Genomic DNA, 16273 nt, shown 5'->3' on the forward strand with positions numbered 1-16273 from the left:
GTTTTACCGGTACGACCCGCACAGGGCGCCGGAGCCCGTGCCACCTGCCCGGACCGGCCGGGCCGGGCCGCCCCTGCCCCGAGCGCGGCGGACGCTCAGAGCTCCTCGAAGGGGTGCCGCTGGGCGAACTCCTGGGCCGTCATGCCCATCACCACGAGGTCATGGTGGCGGCCGGCGAAGAACTCGTGGTCCCGCAGGCGCCCCTCCTCGACGAAACCGAGCCGGCGGTGCAGCGCGAGCGAGGCCTCGTTGTAGCCGTAGACCCCCGCCTCGCACTTGTGATACCTGCGCTCGCCGAACATGTACCGCAGCAGCAGGACGACGGCGTCGGCCGCGTAGCCCTTGCGGTGGTGTTCGGCCCCGATGCCGATCCCGTAGTGGAACCGTCCGGTCCGCGGGTCGGCGTCGGCGGTGGAGAGCGCGCCGACCAGCCGCCCGCTCCTCAGCTCCTCTATCCCCAGCATGAAGCAGTCGCCGGCGGGCTCGGCCTTCGCCCGCTCGGCCGACCAGACCCGGTAGCCCTCGGCCGAGCGCGGCGGGCGGAGGGCGTCCACCGAGCGCTGGTGCTCGGTGTGCTCGTCGAAACGTTTGAAGGTCTGCCAGTCCTCGGGCTCGACTCCGCGCAGGCGCACGTGCCGGCCGTTCCAGAAGGTGCTCATCGGACCATCCGAACAGGGCAAGGACCCTGCTGTCCAAGGCATTTACCACCGCCGACCGGTGCTGGGCCCGCCCGGCCGTCCCGGGCCGACGGCCGCGCTCCCGTAGCGTGGCAGCCCGACCCGACGACCCGCACCACCAGGGAGCAGAGCGCTTATGGACAGCACCATCTGGGACAGCGTCGACCGCCTGGTCGCCTGGCTGGACGATCGGAGCCCGGTCGGCCCGGAGCAGGAACGCCTGCTGCGGATCATCAAGCTGTCCGAGGAGGTCGGCGAGGTCGGACAGGCCGTGATCGGGGCCACCGGGCAGAACCCGCGCAAGGGCGTCACGCACAGCTGGGAGGACGTCCAGCACGAACTCTGCGACGTGGTGTTCGCCGCGCTGGTCGCGCTCCGCACGCTCACCCCGGACGCCCGCGGGGTGTTCGAGGAGCGGCTGGCCTACGTCGAACGGCGCTCGCTGACCTCCCGGGAGCACGGCGGCGCGGGAGCCGGCGACACGTGAGCCCGGCCTCGCGTGAGCGCGACCACGCGTGGGCCCGCCGGGGCGGACGGACGCGCAGGGCTTGGGTTCTAACGGTCCTCGCAACACCCGCGATCTGTGGGAGTTGCGAGGACCGTGGGCGTTGGGCGTGATGATCTTGCTGGGTTGCGGGAGCGTTTCCTGGAGCGGCTGGATGTCGTAGGCAGCGTGACCGTGGCGGCGCGTGAGCTGGGGATGAACCGGAACACTGCCTTCGCCTGGGCCCGGAAGGCCGGACGGAGGTCGGTGGGCCCGCCGCGCCGGCATCCGCGGCGGGACGAGTACGAGCGGCTCCGGGCCGGGGGTGTCGCGCGTCGGGAGGCGGTCCGGCAAGTCGGGGTGAACGAGCGCACGGCCAGGGACTGGGACCAGGGCGTCAAGAAGAGCGCCACGACGCGGACCTATCCCGACGGCCGCCATGTCGACTACGCGGCAGGAACCGTCACGATGGGCCGTGTGACCACAGCACCCGTGGGCCTGGCCGCCCTGGACAAGCAACTCCACCCGAGGTTCCTGACGCTGGCCGAGCGCGAACAGATCCGCGATCTGCGCGCGTCAGGCCACTCGTTGCGGGCGATCGGACGCACCCTGGACCGGCCGGCGAGCACGATCAAGCGGGAGCTCGACGCGAACTCCGGCAGCGAGGACTACCACCCCTACGCGGCCCACCGGGCGGCCGCCGCGCGCCGGCCCCGGCCCAAGGACCGCAAACTGCTGCGCGAGGGACGACTGCGCCGCTTCGTCCGGGACGGACTGCGCAGACGGTGGTCGCCCGAGCAGATCTGCCACGCTCTGCTGAGGGAGCATCCCGACGACGAGAGCATGCGGGTGAGCGTGGAGACGATCTACCAGGCGCTGTATTTCCAGGCCCGCGGCGCTCTGAAGCGGGAAGTGCAGGCGGCCGTCCGCTCCGGGCGGACCCGCCGCAAGCCACGCCGGGACCCTGAGCGGCGCACTTCCCGGTTCATCGACCCGATGGTGATGATCAGCGACCGCCCCGCCGACGTCGAGGACCGGGCCGTGCCCGGTCACTGGGAAGGCGACCTGATCATCGGTGCGGGCGGGCGCTCCGCGATCGCCACCCTGGTCGAGCGAAGCACGCGTTACACCATGCTGGTTCACCTGCCGGGCGGAGCCCATGACGCCGAGACCGTCCGCGACGGGCTCGTCCGCACCGTCCAGACCCTGCCCGCCCACCTGCGCGGTTCTCTCACCTGGGACCAGGGCAGCGAGATGGCACGCCACAAGCAGTTCAGCATGGCCACCGACATGCCCGTCTACTTCTGCGACCCGGCCTCGCCCTGGCAACGCGGCTCGAACGAGAACACCAACGGGCTGCTGCGGCAGTACTTCCCGAAAGGCACCGACCTGAGCCTGCACGGTCCCGAAGACCTCGAACACGTCGCCCAGGAGCTCAACGGCCGCCCACGCAAGACGCTCGGCTGGGATACCCCAGCCGAGCGCCTACGTGATCTACTCACCACCTGAAACCAAGTGGTGTTGCAACGACCCCTTGAACCCAAGGGGCGCGCGGGCCCTGCGCGTGCGCCCACCTGGGGCCCGCTCAGCCACCCGGCGGGGGATCCACCAACCGGGAGCCCTCGGTGAGCATCCCGGCCCGCTTGACCGTGCGGATCACCGGGACCACCTCCAGGCGCTGCACCGCCCGCAGCGCGCCGATCCGCTCGGTGACGTACTCGTAGAGGGCGTCGGTGTCCCGGCAGATCAGCACCGCGAGGAGGTTGGCCGAGCCGGTGACGGCGGCCGCGAACGGCACCTCGGGGTGGCCGCCGACCGCGGCGCCCACGGCCGCGAGATCGCCCGGCGCGACGGTGGCGAGCATCAGCGCCTGGATCTCGAAGCCGAGCAGCAGGTGGTCGATCTCGACGTCGACGTAGAAGGCACCGCTGTCCCGCAGGTGGTCCAGGCGGCGGCGGACGGTGGACTCGGAGAGCCCGGCCGCGCGGGCGAGTTCGGGGTGGCCGGCCCGGCCGTCCCGGGCCAGCACCGCGAGCATCGCCAGCTCCGGCTCGTCCAGGGTCACCTTCCCGTCGGAGCCGCCCGTCACCGGGTACTCCAGCGCCGCGACCTGCTCGGCGCTCAGCACGTCCAGCCCCCGCCAGCGCTGGGGGCCGCCCCGGTACACCCGCAGGATGCTGTGGGCGGACACACCGGTCACCCGTCGGATGCCGGGCAGCTGCTGGAGCAGCAGGGTGTCGCGGTCCTGCCGGCTGCGGGCCCGGGTGACGCAGTGGATCTCGGTGCCGCCGGAGTTGAGCGACACCCAGGCGATGTCGGGTCGCCGGGCCAGCGCGTCCGCCACCGCGACCGCCGCGTCCGGGGTGCACTGCACCCGCAGCGAGGACTCGAACAGGCCGACCCGGTGGCCCTGCGGCAGACCGACGACGCGTAGCAGGCCCGCGGTGCGAAGGCGCCGGTAGCGGCGGATCACCGTCTGGTCCGAGACGTCGAGGACCTGGGCGATGCGGCTGAACGCGGCCCGCCCGTCGATCATCAGGGCCTGCACCAGTGCTTGGTCCAGACGATCGAGCTCCTGGTCGGTAGTCTTCATGGTTTCCATCATCACAGAGCCGGAGACCATCGGATTCCGCCACTGTGGCGGTGCTGGATGGCGTGATTCGGCCGAAGACTGCGACCTTCGAGACCGTACGCGCGGGACGGGCCCGGCGCGGATAACGAGGAGAACCCCATGCGTAAGTGGCTACCGCTGACGGCGGTGTGCCTGGGCGCGTTCATGCTGCTGGTCGACGTCACCATCGTGACCGTCGCGCTGCCGGACATGGCGGCCGGCCTGCACACCACCTTCGCCGACCTGCAGTGGGTGATGGACGTCTACGCCCTCGCCCTGGCCGCCCTGCTGCTCGGCGCGGGCTCGCTCGCCGACCGGATCGGCCGCCGCAGGGTGTACGTGGCCGGGCTCGGCGTGTTCGCCCTGGCCTCGCTCGCCTGCGGCCTGGCCACCGGCCCGGGCATGCTGATCGCCTTCCGCGGGCTGCAGGGCATCGGCGGCGCGGCGATGTTCGCCACCACGATGGCCCTGCTCAGCGGCGCCTACCAGGGCCGTGACCGGGGCATCGCGTTCGGCGTCTGGGGCGCGGTGAACGGCGCCGCGGCGGCGGCCGGGCCGGTACTCGGCGGCCTGCTCACCGAGCACCTGGACTGGCGCTGGATCTTCTTCGTCAACCTGCCGGTCAGCATCGTCGCAGTGCTGGTCACCCTGCGGGTGGTGAAGGAGTCGCGCAACCCGCACGCCACCGGCGTGGACGTGCCCGGCATGGTCAGCTTCACCGTGTTCGCGGGCGCCCTGACGTACGCCCTGATCCGGGTCGGCGAGAACGGCTGGGCCTCCGTCACCACCTTCGGCCTGCTGGCGCTCAGCGTCGCCGCACTGCTGGCCTTCCTGCTGATCGAGCTGCGCAGCAGCCGGCCGATGCTGGACCTCGCGCTGTTCCGCAGTCCGGCCTTCGTCGGGATCATGCTGGGCGGACTGCTGCTGTCGGCGGCCGCCTTCTCCTACCTGGTGTACTCCTCGCTCTGGTTGCAGACCGTCCGGGGGATGGGCCCGGTCACCGCCGGGCTCGCGATGCTGCCGATGAGCATCGTGGCCTTCGTGGCCGCCGCCGTCGCCGGCAAGAAGCTGCACGGCGCACCGCCCCGGTTCACCGTCGGCGGCGGTCTGCTGCTGATCGGCGCGGGCGCGCTGCTGCAGACCGTGATCGGCGCCGACTCGACCTGGGCGGTGCTGGCGCCCGGCCTCGCGGTGGCCGGCGCCGGTGTCGGCCTGGCCACGCCCGCGATGGCCTCGGTCGCGATGGCGGCGGTGCCGCCGAGCCGGGCCGGGATGGCCGGCGGCGCGCTCAACACGGCACGCCAGCTGGGCAACGCGCTGGGGATCGCCGTGCTCGGCGCGGTGTTCCAGGCCGGGGTGCTCGGCGCCGTCCGCGCCGACCGTACGGTGCCCGAACCGCAGCGGACCGCCGACGCCCTGACCGGGGGCCAGGCGGGCGCGGTGATCGCCCGGGCGCCCGGGTCCGCGCACCTGGTGCACACCGCCTTCGCCACCGGCCTCCAGGACACCTTCGTGGTGTCGGGGGTGCTGGGGCTGCTGGGCGGGGTGGCCGTGCTGGCCCTGGTCCGCCCGTCGGCGGCGCCCACCGGGACGGGCACCGAAACCGGCACCGGACCGGGCGCGGCGGTGCCCGGACAGGCGGACGCGCGGGAGCCCGCACAGAGGTGACAACTCCCCGAAGGGGGCGCCGGCTTCGGCCCGCGCCCCCTTCGGCATGCCGGAACCCGTCGCTCCCGCTCCGCCCCGACGGGAACACCCGTACGGCCCGCCCGTGTCCACAGGAGCCCCGCGGCGCTACCGTGACCTCATGCAACCCGCCCGGCGCCCAGACACGAGGTAGTGCGTTGCCATGCCCTTCACCCCGCCCGACGCCCCGCTGACCGGCGATCCGCCGACCGGTTACATCGGCCTGGTCACCATCGAGATCAAGGGTCTGGCCCCGGCCGCCACCTTCCGCCGGCTCGACCTCGCGCTGGACGCCCTGGCGCACGCCCTGCTCACCGTGCCGCTCTCCGCCCAGGACCGTGCGGCCTTCGAGGAGTTCCTCTCCCCGGACGGACGCCGCGAGATCGCCCGGCAGCTGATCCGGACGGGCGAGGTGCGGACGCTGGCCTTCCTCGGTCTCGACGGCCACACCGTACGCATCAGGGCCGCCAACCCGCCCCGCCCGGGAGCGGTCGAGGCGTACCGGCTGCCCCGGCCCGCTCCCTGGGACGGCCAGGCGCCGCCGTACCGGCTCGCCCCCGGCCGCACCGCCCACCCGTACGCCGCCGGCCCCCCTGGCCCCACGCACCCGCAGGACCTGGACGCCACCGGGTAGGCACGGTCGGCGCCGGCGAGGCGCGACGCGGACCGCCGTCAGGGTCCGGTGTCGCGGATGCCCGGCGGGTCCGCGACATCCGGCGCGGCGGTCGGGCGCAGCCACGGGTAGTAGTAGGGCACCTGGACCTGCGCGGCGGGACACTCGTGGGGCACCGGGCCCGCCGCCTCCTCACCGTCCGGATGGTCGTCGGCCGACCGCCCGACCGGACTCGCCAGCACGGCGCCGAGCGCGATCGCCACCACCGTCAGCAGCACCAACTCGACCAGCTGCCAGGCCATCACACACCCCCCGCCGCGCCGGGGACGGCCACGCCGGCGGCCACAGCGGCCGTCCTCGCCCATACCGCCTTTCCGTACGGCCCGAGCTTCTCGACGCCCCATTCGTCGGCGAGCTGCTCGACGAGGAACAGCCCCCGGCCGGACGTTCGCGCGGTACTGCCGGGCCGCACCGCGAGCGGCTCCGACGACGAGTCGGCGACCGCGATATAGAGGACACCCGCGCGAAGTTCGAGAACCACGGCCGGACCAGCGCCGTGCACGATGGCATTGGTGAGCAGTTCGGACAGCAGCAGGCACGCCGTGTCCGAGTCGAGGCCGATCGCCCCGAGGGTGTCCCGCAGCAGGTGCCGCATCGTCGCCACGATCTGCGGCAGCGCCGGCGGGAAGAAGTCGAGACGGAATTCGTTCAGCACGTCGTCGTCGGACGGACGCACCAGGGGCATCAGCATGAGGGGTCTCCAGTCTCCTGGCGTGTGGGTACTCAGCACATCCATGACCAGTGGCTCGCCCGGCTGGCGTGGACGGACAGGCAGAGAAACCTGAACGGCATGCCAAAGGTGCACTTCAGGTCAACTGACAGATCGTCAGTGAGCGGCGCACTACTCAAAGTAGGCTTACCCCCGCATTAATGCAACCCAGACAAGCTGGGAGATAGGTTGACCATCAAGCAAGTGGCGCGGCACAGCCCGCACGCGCGAGACTGCTCGTGCTACGGGGAAGGGATGCAATGTGGCTCTGCGAGCACACATCAGCGAACGTCAACGGCGCTACGGCGCCGAGGTGCGCCGGCTCCGACTGGACGCCGACATACGAGTGCAGGAGGCCGCCGCACATGTCGGCATGCGCGGTCCGCAGCTGAACCACATCGAGGCGGCTCGAACCGGGCTGGACGAACAACGGCTGCGCCTGCTGGCCGCCTTCTACGGCTGCGAGGACGAGACCTACCTCGACCTCCTCGCAACATTGGGCGCGAGCGACGGAAAGGGCTGGTGGAGTCCGTACAAGCGAAAGGTCCCGACCTTCGCGCTCGATCTCGCCGAGCTGGAGCACTGGGCGACCAGCGCATACCTCAACTACGAGACGTTCTTCATCCCCGGGCTGCTCCAGACCGAGGACTACATTCGGAATCTGTTCGAGAACGGGGACACCTCACTGTCTGCCGAACAGATCGACGACGCGGTGCAGTTCCGCCTCGCCAGGCAGGAGGCGCTCACCGGCCGCACGAACTTCCGGTTCGTGATTCACGAGGCGGCTCTCCTGATGGCCTTCGCAGGAAAGGCAGTGATGCGTCTGCAACTCGCGCACCTGCTGCAGATGTGGGAGAGGCCGAACGTAACGATTCAGATCTACCCTTTCAGCGTCAGGGCGACGCCGCCGTACAGTGGCCCGTTTCTCATCACGGAGCCGGCCTCCCGCCTGCTCTCGACGGTGGTGATCGATCACCCTGGCGCATCCGAATTCACCGAGACGACCGAGGCGCTGGAGAAGTACCGGGGCAGGTTCGACGATCTCAGCCGACTGGCGCTGCCGTCCGGGAACTCTAGAAAATCCTCACAGCCCAACTCCGGCCGGGATTCGTGGGGGATCGTCCAGCACATCAAACACAGCCTCGAATTGGAAAGGTGAGTCATGCCGAACCACTGGCAGAAGTCGACGAGTAGCACCCAGGACGGCGGGAACTCGGTGGAGGTCATCGCCAACAGCGACGGCATGATCGAGATCCGCGAGTCCGAAACGCCCGGCGAGACCATCGTCACGACGCCGAAGAAGTTCGCGCTGTGGATCGAAGGCGTGAAGCGGGGTGAGTTCGACCACTTCGCGGCCTAGCCCCGGCGGCCCCCCTTGCACCAATCAAGGGGGGCCGCTGCGCACCCCGCGAGCAGCGCCCGCATTCGTACGCCCTTCACTCTTGCATCCTTACTCTCTGTTCGTCTAGCGTAACGGCATGCGCCGCCGATGAGGTGGCCCGATGCCAGGTGGTGCTTCGCCATGCGCTCGACGGCCACCGAGCCCCTGCTCCCAGAATCGCCCGCGTTCGCCGAACAGCTCGGCCGGACCGAGCTCGTGGCCGGCCTCGTGTTCGTCGGCACGAACGCACACCCGTTGCGCATCCGGCCCGCGAACGCTCCGCACCTCGCCGACGCCGCCAAGCTGGTCGGTGCAGGGCGGGAGCGAGCACCTCTGCCGCCTCCCCCTGCCCGATTCCGGGCCCCGGGAGCCTCTCATCCGCACGAGCAACAGATCTGCCCAGGAGGAACGTTGAGCAACTTCACCGATGATCGCGCCATCAGTCCGCCGGCCCCGTGGGGGATCACCCGCATGGAGCCGTATCCCGACGCCGACCCCCTCCCGGCCCTCACGGCGGTGATCGATCCGCAGACTCAGGTAGCCGTGTACGTGGACGACCAGGGTCGCACTGTCGAGATGGGTGCACACGGCACCAGCACCAACACCAGCACGCCGACCAGTACGGGCGGCGGCGACGGACAGGGCTCGAACCCCTCTACCGACCAGGACAGCATTCCGTCCAACGACCAGGACCAGGGCACGGGCTGACATGTCCGGCGATCAACGTCGGGCGGTACTGGTCCTCACCAACACGTACGACGCGACGGCTGACACGGTGCTCCGCATTCTGGCCGAACGCCGAGTACCGGTGGTCCGTGTGGACCCGGGCGCCGATCTGTACGACGGCGCCTCGCTCACCGCCCGCTACGGACGGAGCAGTCGGCGAGGCACCCTCCGCACGTCGAGCAGAGAGATCGACCTGTCGAACATCCGATCAGTCTGGATGCGTCGGCCGTCGCCGTACGAGGCGCCGCCCGGCATCACCGGGCATGACGCCAAGTTCGCCGGTGCGCAGGCGTTCTGGGGCACCGGCGGCGTCCTCGCGTCACTGACGGAAGCACAGTACGTCAACCACCCGTGGCGCGTCCGGAACGCCGAGTACAAACCGGCGCAGCTCACGGCGGCGCAGTTGAGCGGATTCCTGGTGCCCGACACGGTCATCACCACGGATCCCCGGGAAGCTCGTGAGTTCTGCGCCGATCAACCCACCGGCGCGGTCTACAAGCCACTCTGGGACAGCCGCTACCGGGACCCCGCCGGTGCAGCCCGACAGGTCTGGGTCCGCGAGGTGGGTCCGCAGGACATCACTGACGCCGTCGCAGCCTGCCCGCACCTGTTTCAGGCGAAGGTGCCGAAAGCCTTCGACGTACGGCTGACGGTGGTGGGCGAAAGACAGTTCGCCGCTCGGATCGACGGCCCCGAACTCGACTGGCGCCGCCGGCAGGACCTTCTGGCCTACGAGCCGGTGGCCGTCCCCGCGTCGGTCACGGCGGCAGTCACCTCCTACCTCACCACACTGGATCTCGTCTTCGGGGCGTTCGACTTCGCCGTGACCGAGAGCGGGGAGTGGTACTTCCTCGAATGCAACCCGAACGGGCAGTGGGCCTGGCTGCCACCCGTACTGTCCGGGCCGATCGCCCTCGCCCTTGCCGACCGACTTCAGAGAGGTCCCGACGCGTGACCACTGCTGACGCACTGCGCGCCGCCATGGTGGAACAACTCACCGCTGACGGCGTACTCACCGACCCTGCGTGGCGGGCCGCCGCTTCGGCCGTCCCGCGTGAGACGTTCCTCCCGTCGTTCTTCCGCGAGGTGCCGGGCAGCAACCCGACCGGCTACGAGCCCGTGCACGAGCAGGACCCCGGCTGGCTCGAAGCCGTCTACACCAACCAGACTCTCGTGACCCAGCTCGACGGCCGCACCCGCCCCGACGCGGATGGTCCCGGAGCGGTCACGGGCTCGCCGTCGTCCTCGTCCACCCTGCCTTCACTCGTACTCCGGATGTGGCAGCAGCTCGAAGTCGACGACGGGCAGCGCGTCCTGGAGATCGGCACGGGCACCGGCTACTCGACGGCGCTCGGCGCGCACCGCCTCGGCAGCCGCAGCGTCACCAGCATCGAGTACGACCCGGACGTGGCGACGCGAGCGGCCGCCGCGATCGGGAAAACGGGCTACAGCCCGACCCTGGTCGTGGGGGACGGGCTCGCCGGTCATGCCGCAGGGGAGCCGTACGACCGACTGATCGCCACCTGTTCCGTCCGGTACGTCCCGCAGCCGTGGCTGTTCCAGGTGCGGCCCGGCGGGAAGATCCTCGCCACGTTGTCCGGGTGGTCGTTCGGCTTCGGGCTGGCTCTGCTCACCGTGACCGAGCCAGGCTGTGCGACAGGCCGGTTCCTTCCCGGATACACCAGCTTCATGATCGCCCGTCCTCACGACCGGCCGCCCCGCCAGAGCATCACGCTCATGCCCGGCGACGAACGGCCGACCCGCATCGATCCGGCCGCGATCAGTGACTGGACCGGCGGGTGGGTCGCCCAACTCGCAGCGCCCTCGGCCGAGCGTCTGGGCGCCGGAGGGCAGCAGATCCTGATCGACTTCGCCACCGGATCCCAGGCCCGGACAATGCCGAGTCCGGACGGAGGGTGGACCGTGATCCAGCGCGGGCCGCTCCGCCTCTGGGACCAGGTCGAGAGCTCGATCGAGGCGTGGCAACGCGAGGGCTCACCCCACCAGGAGCACTTCGGGATCACGATCGACGGCGACGGACAGCGGGTCTGGCTCGGCAGCAAGGACGGACCGACCTGGCGGTTGCCCGTCTGACGCCTGGCCGGGGCGCCCCGGCCAGGCGTCAGACGTCAGGCGTTGGGCGCGACCTTCGCCAGCCCGTTGATGATCCGGTCCATCGCGTCGCCGCCCTGCGGGTCCGTCAGGTTGGCGAGCATCTTGAGGGTGAACTTCATCAGCATCGGGTGGGTCAGACCGCGCTGGGTGGCGAGCTGCATGACCTTCGGGTTGCCGATCAGCTTCACGAAGGCCCGGCCGAGCGTGTAGTAGCCGCCGTAGACGTCCTTGAGGACACGCGGGTAGCCCTGGAGGGCGCGCTCGCGGCCGGCGTCGGTGATCCGGGCGTTGGCCTGGATGACCACCCCCGCCGCGATCTGGCCGGATTCCATCGCGTAGGCGATGCCCTCGCCGTTGAACGGGTTGACCATGCCCCCGGCGTCGCCGACCAGCAGCAGGCCCCGGGTGTAGTGCGGCTGGCGGTTGAAGGCCATCGGCAGGGCGGCGCCGCGGATCGGGTCGGTCATGTTCTCCGGCGTGTAGCCCCACTCGGCGGGCATGCCCGCGCACCAGGCCTTCAGCACCTCGCGCCAGTCCAGCTCGCCGAAGGCGGGCGAGGAGTTGAGGATGCCGAGGCCGACGTTGGACGTGCCGTCACCCATGCCGAACACCCAGCCGTAGCCGGGCAGCTGCTGCTTGCCGCCGCCCCGGGTGTCCCACAGCTCCAGCCAGGACTCCAGGTAGTCGTCGTCGTGGCGCGGCGAGGTGAAGTACGTCCGGTACGCGACGCCCATCGGGCGGTCCTCGCGGCGGTGCAGGCCCATCGCCAGGGAGAGCCGGGTGGAGTTGCCGTCGGCCGCGACGACCAGCGGGGCACGGAAGGTGACGGCCCGCTTCTCCTCGCCGAGCTTCGCGGTGACGCCGGTGATCCGGCCGGTGCGCTCGTCCAGGACCGGACCGCTGACGTTGCAGCGCTCGTACAGCCGGGCGCCGGCCTTCTCGGCCTGACGGACCAGCAGCTCGTCGAAGTCGGCCCGCTTGCGGACCAGTCCGTAGTCCGGGAAGGACGACAGCTCGGGCCAGTCCAGCTCCAGCCGGACACCGCCGCCGATGATCCGCAGGCCCTTGTTGTGCAGCCAGCCGTTGTCGGTGGAGACGTCGATGCCCATGTCCACGAGCTGCTTGGTGGCGCGCGGGGTGAGCCCGTCGCCGCAGACCTTCTCGCGCGGGAACTCGGTCTTCTCCAGCAGGAGTACGTCCAGGCCCGCCTGGGCGAGGTAGTAGGCGGTGGTGGAGCCCGCCGGGCCGGCGCCGACCACGATGACGTCGGCCGTGCTCTCCACGCTCTCGCCGATGGCGCTGAGGTCAACTGCGGTCTCGGACACGGTGGGCACACTCCTGCACTGCGGGTCGGCTGGTCTGGTCTGTGGGGATGGGACAGGTCGCGGACGAGTCTACGAGTTGTGCGTGCGCTTCGGTGGGACCGCCGGGGCGGCCTTGAAGCCCCGGTGCAGCGCCACGATCCCGCCGGTGAGGTTGCGCCAGGCGACCCTCGACCAGCCGGCCTCCTGCAGCAGGGTGGCCAGGCCCGGCTGGTCGGGCCAGGCCCGGATCGACTCGGCGAGGTAGACGTACGCGTCCGGGTTGCTGCTGACCGCGGTGGCCACCGGCGGCAGCGCGCGCATCAGGTACTCGGTGTAGACCGTCCGCAGGGGCGTCCAGGTCGGGGTGGAGAACTCGCAGATGACGACCTTGCCGCCGGGCTTGGCGACCCGGTGCATCTCGCTCAGCGCGGCCGCGGTGTCCTGGACGTTGCGCAGCGCGAAGGAGATCGTCACGGCGTCGAAGGAGTCGTCCGCGAACGGGAGCCTCGTCGCGTCGCCGGCGGTGAGCGGCAGTTCGGGGTGGCGGCGCTTGCCCTCGCCGAGCATGCCCACCGAGAAGTCGCAGGGGACGACGCGGGCACCGGCCTCCTGGAACGGCAGCGAGGACGTGCCGGTGCCGGCGCCGAGGTCCAGGACCAGCTGCCCCGGCGCGGCGTCCACCGCCTCCGCCACCGCGCGCCGCCAGGCGCGGGCCTGGCCGAGGGAGAGCACGTCGTTCGTACGGTCGTACTTGGCCGCGACGTCGTCGAACATCGCGGCGACTTCGTGCGGCTGCTTGTCCAGGGAGGCTCGGGTCACAGCCCCATTGTTCACCCTCCTACGGACAGCCCGGGCCACGGGGCTCCGTGCGCGCCGCGGAGTGTCCCCGGGCCGCCCGCGCGGGGCCGTTCAGTGCAGGGCCCGGCGGCCGCCCTTGCGGCGGCGGCGGGAGCGCTTGCCGTGCGTTATCGCCGGCATCCCGTCGGCCAGCGCCTCCGTCGCGAACGCCACGGTGGTCCGGACCCGGCCGCCGCTCACCCGGGCCTGCGCGGCGCGGGCCCTTCGGTGGCGGACGATGCGCAGCAGGCAGAGCAGGAAGAACAGCACGGCGACCGGCACGCTGATCCGGGCCAGTCCGACGCCGGCGGGCTGCGGGTAGACGTCACCGCAGAGGCGGACGGCGCCCGCGTCCTGTTCGGCGTGTTCCAGGCAGATGCTGTCCCCCACCTTGGCGTCGCCCGCGAGCGGCAGGGCGGCGGCGGTGTGCTGCTGGCCACCGGCCCGGTAGCTCACCGAGCTGTAGGAGCTGCCGCCGGTGGAGAGCTGGGTGACGGTGCCCTGGACCTGGACGGGATGGGCCCCGATCCGGTCGGCCTGTTCGGTCTGGCGCCAGCCGAGCAGGCACATGCCGACCGCGAGCACCGCGCTGAGCAGCGCGGCCAGGTACCAACCACGGCCCAACCGCGGGGAGCGCGGCACAGTGTCGGTCGCGGATCGCATGGTTCCTGTCCTGGCTTGCCCGCGGGGCCGGAGCGGCCCCTGCCGGGTGGTGGTGAGCGTACGGATCGAAAGGGGTCGAGCACGAGGTGAGCTGTCCGGGATCGTATCCGCTGGCGAGGGCTCAGGTCACGGCGAAGGGGGAATCAGAGCGTCTGACCAGCGGTCGAGTTCGGATCCGGCCGGTCAGCGGGGGCGGATTGCGGAGATTCCCGGAGGGTTCTGCGGCCGTCCCGCACGGAACCGGCACCCGGCCCGGCCTCCGGTGCCCGCCGGCCCGCGCGCGGCGACGCGGGCGCAGGCAGGCGCAGGCACAGGCACAGGCACAGGCACAGGGACAGGGACAGGGACAGGCGCAGGCGCAGGCGCAGGCACGGCTCAGCGGCGGCGGTGGAGCAGCCGGCCGGCCAGCACGGTGGCGAGGCAGGCGCCCGGCTGCCCGGACGGGTCCTGCTCGAAGAGTGCGAAGTCGGCTCTGGCGCCCACCGTCAGCGCTCCGTGCACGACGTCCGCGAGCCGGTGACCGGCCAGCGGGTCGAGCCCCCCGTCCGATCCCCCGACAACTCCCCCGGCGGATCCGTCGCCCGGCAGGGTGAGCAGCCCCGAGCGGGACACCGCCGTCCGCACCGAGGTGCGTTCGAACGGCCCGGCGACCGCCGTCGTCCCGTGGGCGAGCATCCGCTGCAGGCCGCGCCGGGCGCTCGCGCCCCAGCCCGCCTCGTCGAGGCCGAGGGCGTCCAGGGCGGCCCCGGTGAGCGGCTCGGCGCCGATCTCCTCCCGGGGGTCCGGGTGGTAGGCGCACTCCAGCAGCCGGTGGCCGTACCGGTTGAGCAGACCGGGCGTCAGCAGCCCGTCCCAGTCGCGGACCCGCGCGTCGGGGTGGGCGGCCGCGAGCTCCCGGTACGGGCCGAGGCCGGCGATCCGGTCGCCCCGCACCACCACCGCGCCGTCGGGAACCGACGGCGCGGCGGGGTCGGCCGGTGCGGGGCGGAGCAGGGCGGCCCGGTGCAGGGTCAGCATCGCGGCTGCGTCCGCGTCAGTTGGTGGAGAGGATCTTCAGCTCGGGGTGCGCGGTCCCGCCCTCGATCGCGGTGGACGCGATGTGCGAGGCGACCCGCGGGTCGACCGGGTCGTTGGCCGGGTCGTCCAGCACCCGCAGGTGCTCGTACGTGGTGGAGCGCTGCGCGGGGGTGCGGTCGGCAGCCCGGATCAGGTGGATCAGCTCGGTGAGGTTGGAGCGGTGCTTGGCCCCCGCCGCCGAGACGACGTTCTCCTCCAGCATGACCGAGCCGAGGTCGTCGGCGCCGTAGTGCAGCGACAGCTGGCCGGCCTCCTTGCCGGTGGTCAGCCAGGAGCCCTGGATGTGAGCCACGTTGTCGAGGAAGAGCCGGGCGATCGCGATCATCCGCAGGTACTCGAAGACGGTGGCCTGGGTGGAACCCTTGAGGTGGTTGTTCTGCGGCTGGTAGGTGTACGGGATGAAGGCGCGGAAGCCGCCGGTGCGGTCCTGCACGTCGCGGATCATCCGCAGGTGCTCGATCCGCTCGGCGTTGGTCTCGCCGGTGCCCATCAGCATGGTGGAGGTCGACTCGACACCCAGCTTGTGGGAGGTCTCCATGATCTCCAGCCAGCGCTCGCCCGACTCCTTGAGCGGGGCGATCGCCTTGCGCGGCCGCTCGGGCAGCAGCTCGGCGCCGGCGCCGGCGAAGGAGTCCAGACCGGCCTTGTGGATGCGGGTGATGGCCTCCTCGACGGAGACCTTCGACAGTCGGGCCATGTGCTCGACCTCGGAGGCACCGAGCGAGTGGATCACCAGCTGCGGGAAGTCGGCCTTGATGGCGGCGAACGCCGTCTCGTAGTACTCGACGCCGTAGTCCGGGTGGTGGCCGCCCTGGAACATGATCTGGGTGCCGCCCAGCTCGACCGTCTCCGCGCAGCGGCGCAGGATCTCGTCGAGGTCGCGGGACCAGCCCTTGTCGCTCTTGGGCGCCACGTAGAAGGCGCAGAACTTGCACGCCGTCACACAGACGTTGGTGTAGTTGATGTTCCGCTCGATGATGTACGTCGCGATGTGCTCGGTACCGGCGTAGCGGCGGCGGCGCACGGCGTCGGCCGCCGAGCCGAGCGCGTGCAGCGGCGCGGAGCGGTACAGCGCCAGGGCCTCGTCGGGGCTGATCCTGCCGCCGGCGGCCGCCCGGTCGAGGACGGCCTGCAGGTCGGTGCTGGACGCGTCGAGGATCGCTGCGAGCTCGGACACCTGGCGGCCTTCTCTCTCTCGGTGGTACTGCGCTTGGTACGGCTTCCGGGTGTCGGGCCGCACGGCAGAAACAGCCTACGCCAGCGCTTCGGTGCGTCCGCGTCGCCCCGCTTCGCACCTGCTCCGCAGCTGTTTGCGCCCCGCTCCGCACCT

General features: G+C 71.4%; 18 protein-coding genes. 9 read left to right on the plus strand and 9 right to left on the minus strand.

The features are described 5' to 3' along the window. Positions 1–95 precede the first annotated feature (95 nt). Positions 96–659 (minus strand): GNAT family N-acetyltransferase, encoded by a 564-nt coding sequence (locus OG823_RS14445; RefSeq protein ID WP_371479925.1) that lies wholly within the window; start codon positions 657–659, stop codon positions 96–98. Positions 660–813: 154 nt separating this feature from the next. Here OG823_RS14445 and OG823_RS14450 point away from each other — a divergent pair, with 154 nt between their 5' ends. Together OG823_RS14450 and OG823_RS14455 are read left to right on the plus strand one after the other, a co-directional pair. Continuing rightward, positions 814–1164: a MazG-like family protein gene (locus tag OG823_RS14450; protein WP_371479926.1), complete on the plus strand. Its 351-nt coding sequence runs from the start codon at positions 814–816 to the stop codon at positions 1162–1164. A gap of 465 nt (positions 1165–1629) precedes the next feature. Then, a complete protein-coding gene (locus tag OG823_RS14455; RefSeq protein ID WP_371484309.1) occupies positions 1630–2670 on the plus strand; it encodes an IS30 family transposase in 1041 nt (346 codons plus the stop codon). Between the two features lie 76 nt (positions 2671–2746). Here the strand turns inward: OG823_RS14455 and OG823_RS14460 are convergent, their stop codons facing one another. Then, entirely contained in the window at positions 2747–3754 is a 1008-nt protein-coding gene (locus OG823_RS14460) for an Lrp/AsnC family transcriptional regulator (RefSeq protein ID WP_371479927.1), read from the minus strand. A gap of 138 nt (positions 3755–3892) precedes the next feature. On the opposite strand from OG823_RS14460, the gene OG823_RS14465 reads away from it, so the two are divergent. Further along, a complete protein-coding gene (locus OG823_RS14465) occupies positions 3893–5440 on the plus strand; it encodes an MFS transporter (RefSeq protein WP_371479928.1) in 1548 nt (515 codons plus the stop codon). 181 nt (positions 5441–5621) lie between these two features. Further along, a complete protein-coding gene (locus OG823_RS14470; RefSeq protein ID WP_371479929.1) occupies positions 5622–6092 on the plus strand; it encodes a hypothetical protein in 471 nt (156 codons plus the stop codon). A 38-nt stretch (positions 6093–6130) separates the two neighbouring features. Here the strand turns inward: OG823_RS14470 and OG823_RS14475 are convergent, their stop codons facing one another. Beyond that, a complete protein-coding gene (locus OG823_RS14475; protein ID WP_371479930.1) occupies positions 6131–6373 on the minus strand; it encodes a hypothetical protein in 243 nt (80 codons plus the stop codon). Continuing rightward, positions 6373–6867, minus strand: coding sequence for an ATP-binding protein (locus OG823_RS14480; protein WP_371479932.1), 495 nt, complete (start codon positions 6865–6867; stop codon positions 6373–6375). The genes OG823_RS14475 and OG823_RS14480 overlap by 1 nt, the downstream gene beginning before the upstream one ends. A gap of 235 nt (positions 6868–7102) precedes the next feature. On the opposite strand from OG823_RS14480, the gene OG823_RS14485 reads away from it, so the two are divergent. The 5 genes from OG823_RS14485 to tgmC all read left to right on the plus strand — a co-directional run bounded on the left by OG823_RS14485 (position 7103) and on the right by tgmC (position 11041). Next, on the plus strand, positions 7103–7999 hold the full coding sequence (locus OG823_RS14485; RefSeq protein ID WP_371479933.1) for a helix-turn-helix domain-containing protein: 897 nt from the start codon (positions 7103–7105) through the stop codon (positions 7997–7999). 3 nt (positions 8000–8002) lie between these two features. Continuing rightward, entirely contained in the window at positions 8003–8200 is a 198-nt protein-coding gene (locus tag OG823_RS14490) for a DUF397 domain-containing protein (RefSeq protein ID WP_371479934.1), read from the plus strand. Between the two features lie 432 nt (positions 8201–8632). Then, positions 8633–8929, plus strand: coding sequence for a putative ATP-grasp-modified RiPP (gene tgmA, locus OG823_RS14495; protein WP_371479935.1), 297 nt, complete (start codon positions 8633–8635; stop codon positions 8927–8929). 1 nt (position 8930) lies between these two features. After that, positions 8931–9902, plus strand: coding sequence for an ATP-grasp ribosomal peptide maturase (gene tgmB, locus OG823_RS14500; protein WP_371479936.1), 972 nt, complete (start codon positions 8931–8933; stop codon positions 9900–9902). After that, positions 9899–11041 (plus strand): ATP-grasp peptide maturase system methyltransferase, encoded by a 1143-nt coding sequence (tgmC, locus tag OG823_RS14505; RefSeq protein ID WP_371479937.1) that lies wholly within the window; start codon positions 9899–9901, stop codon positions 11039–11041. Before tgmB ends, tgmC begins: the two co-directional genes overlap by 4 nt. Positions 11042–11076: 35 nt before the next feature. Here tgmC and OG823_RS14510 read toward each other — a convergent pair whose 3' ends face one another. The 5 genes from OG823_RS14510 to mqnC all read right to left on the minus strand — a co-directional run bounded on the left by OG823_RS14510 (position 11077) and on the right by mqnC (position 16120). Beyond that, positions 11077–12357 carry a geranylgeranyl reductase family protein gene (locus tag OG823_RS14510; RefSeq protein ID WP_371484478.1) on the minus strand — a complete coding sequence of 427 codons (1281 nt, stop codon included), beginning with the start codon at positions 12355–12357 and terminating at the stop codon, positions 11077–11079. A 99-nt stretch (positions 12358–12456) separates the two neighbouring features. Continuing rightward, positions 12457–13185: a demethylmenaquinone methyltransferase gene (locus OG823_RS14515; protein ID WP_371479938.1), complete on the minus strand. Its 729-nt coding sequence runs from the start codon at positions 13183–13185 to the stop codon at positions 12457–12459. A 90-nt stretch (positions 13186–13275) separates the two neighbouring features. Continuing rightward, positions 13276–13866, minus strand: a complete 591-nt coding sequence (locus tag OG823_RS14520; RefSeq protein ID WP_371479939.1) for a hypothetical protein — start codon at positions 13864–13866, stop codon at positions 13276–13278. A 375-nt stretch (positions 13867–14241) separates the two neighbouring features. After that, complete coding sequence (locus OG823_RS14525; RefSeq protein ID WP_371479940.1) at positions 14242–14883, minus strand: hypothetical protein; 642 nt, start codon at positions 14881–14883, stop codon at positions 14242–14244. A gap of 16 nt (positions 14884–14899) precedes the next feature. Beyond that, complete coding sequence (gene mqnC / locus OG823_RS14530) at positions 14900–16120, minus strand: cyclic dehypoxanthinyl futalosine synthase (RefSeq protein WP_371479942.1); 1221 nt, start codon at positions 16118–16120, stop codon at positions 14900–14902. Positions 16121–16273: the final 153 nt, after the last annotated feature.

The organism is Kitasatospora sp. NBC_00315 (assembly GCF_041435095.1).
Lineage (GTDB): Bacteria > Actinomycetota > Actinomycetes > Streptomycetales > Streptomycetaceae > Kitasatospora.

Bases quoted from the DNA above. Each gene is read 5' to 3' on its own strand.
- OG823_RS14455 (WP_371484309.1), top strand. From the start codon at position 1,630: ATGGGCCGTGTGACCACAGCACCCGTGGGCCTGGCCGCCCTGGACAAG.
- tgmB (WP_371479936.1), top strand. From the start codon at position 8,931: ATGTCCGGCGATCAACGTCGGGCGGTACTGGTCCTCACCAACACGTAC.
- OG823_RS14525 (WP_371479940.1), bottom strand. From the start codon at position 14,883: ATGCTGACCCTGCACCGGGCCGCCCTGCTCCGCCCCGCACCGGCCGAC.
- OG823_RS14460 (WP_371479927.1), bottom strand. From the start codon at position 3,754: ATGAAGACTACCGACCAGGAGCTCGATCGTCTGGACCAAGCACTGGTG.
- OG823_RS14445 (WP_371479925.1), bottom strand. From the start codon at position 659: ATGAGCACCTTCTGGAACGGCCGGCACGTGCGCCTGCGCGGAGTCGAG.
- OG823_RS14480 (WP_371479932.1), bottom strand. From the start codon at position 6,867: ATGGATGTGCTGAGTACCCACACGCCAGGAGACTGGAGACCCCTCATG.
- OG823_RS14470 (WP_371479929.1), top strand. From the start codon at position 5,622: ATGCCCTTCACCCCGCCCGACGCCCCGCTGACCGGCGATCCGCCGACC.
- OG823_RS14450 (WP_371479926.1), top strand. From the start codon at position 814: ATGGACAGCACCATCTGGGACAGCGTCGACCGCCTGGTCGCCTGGCTG.
- OG823_RS14475 (WP_371479930.1), bottom strand. From the start codon at position 6,373: ATGGCCTGGCAGCTGGTCGAGTTGGTGCTGCTGACGGTGGTGGCGATC.
- OG823_RS14490 (WP_371479934.1), top strand. From the start codon at position 8,003: ATGCCGAACCACTGGCAGAAGTCGACGAGTAGCACCCAGGACGGCGGG.
- OG823_RS14465 (WP_371479928.1), top strand. From the start codon at position 3,893: ATGCGTAAGTGGCTACCGCTGACGGCGGTGTGCCTGGGCGCGTTCATG.
- OG823_RS14520 (WP_371479939.1), bottom strand. From the start codon at position 13,866: ATGCGATCCGCGACCGACACTGTGCCGCGCTCCCCGCGGTTGGGCCGT.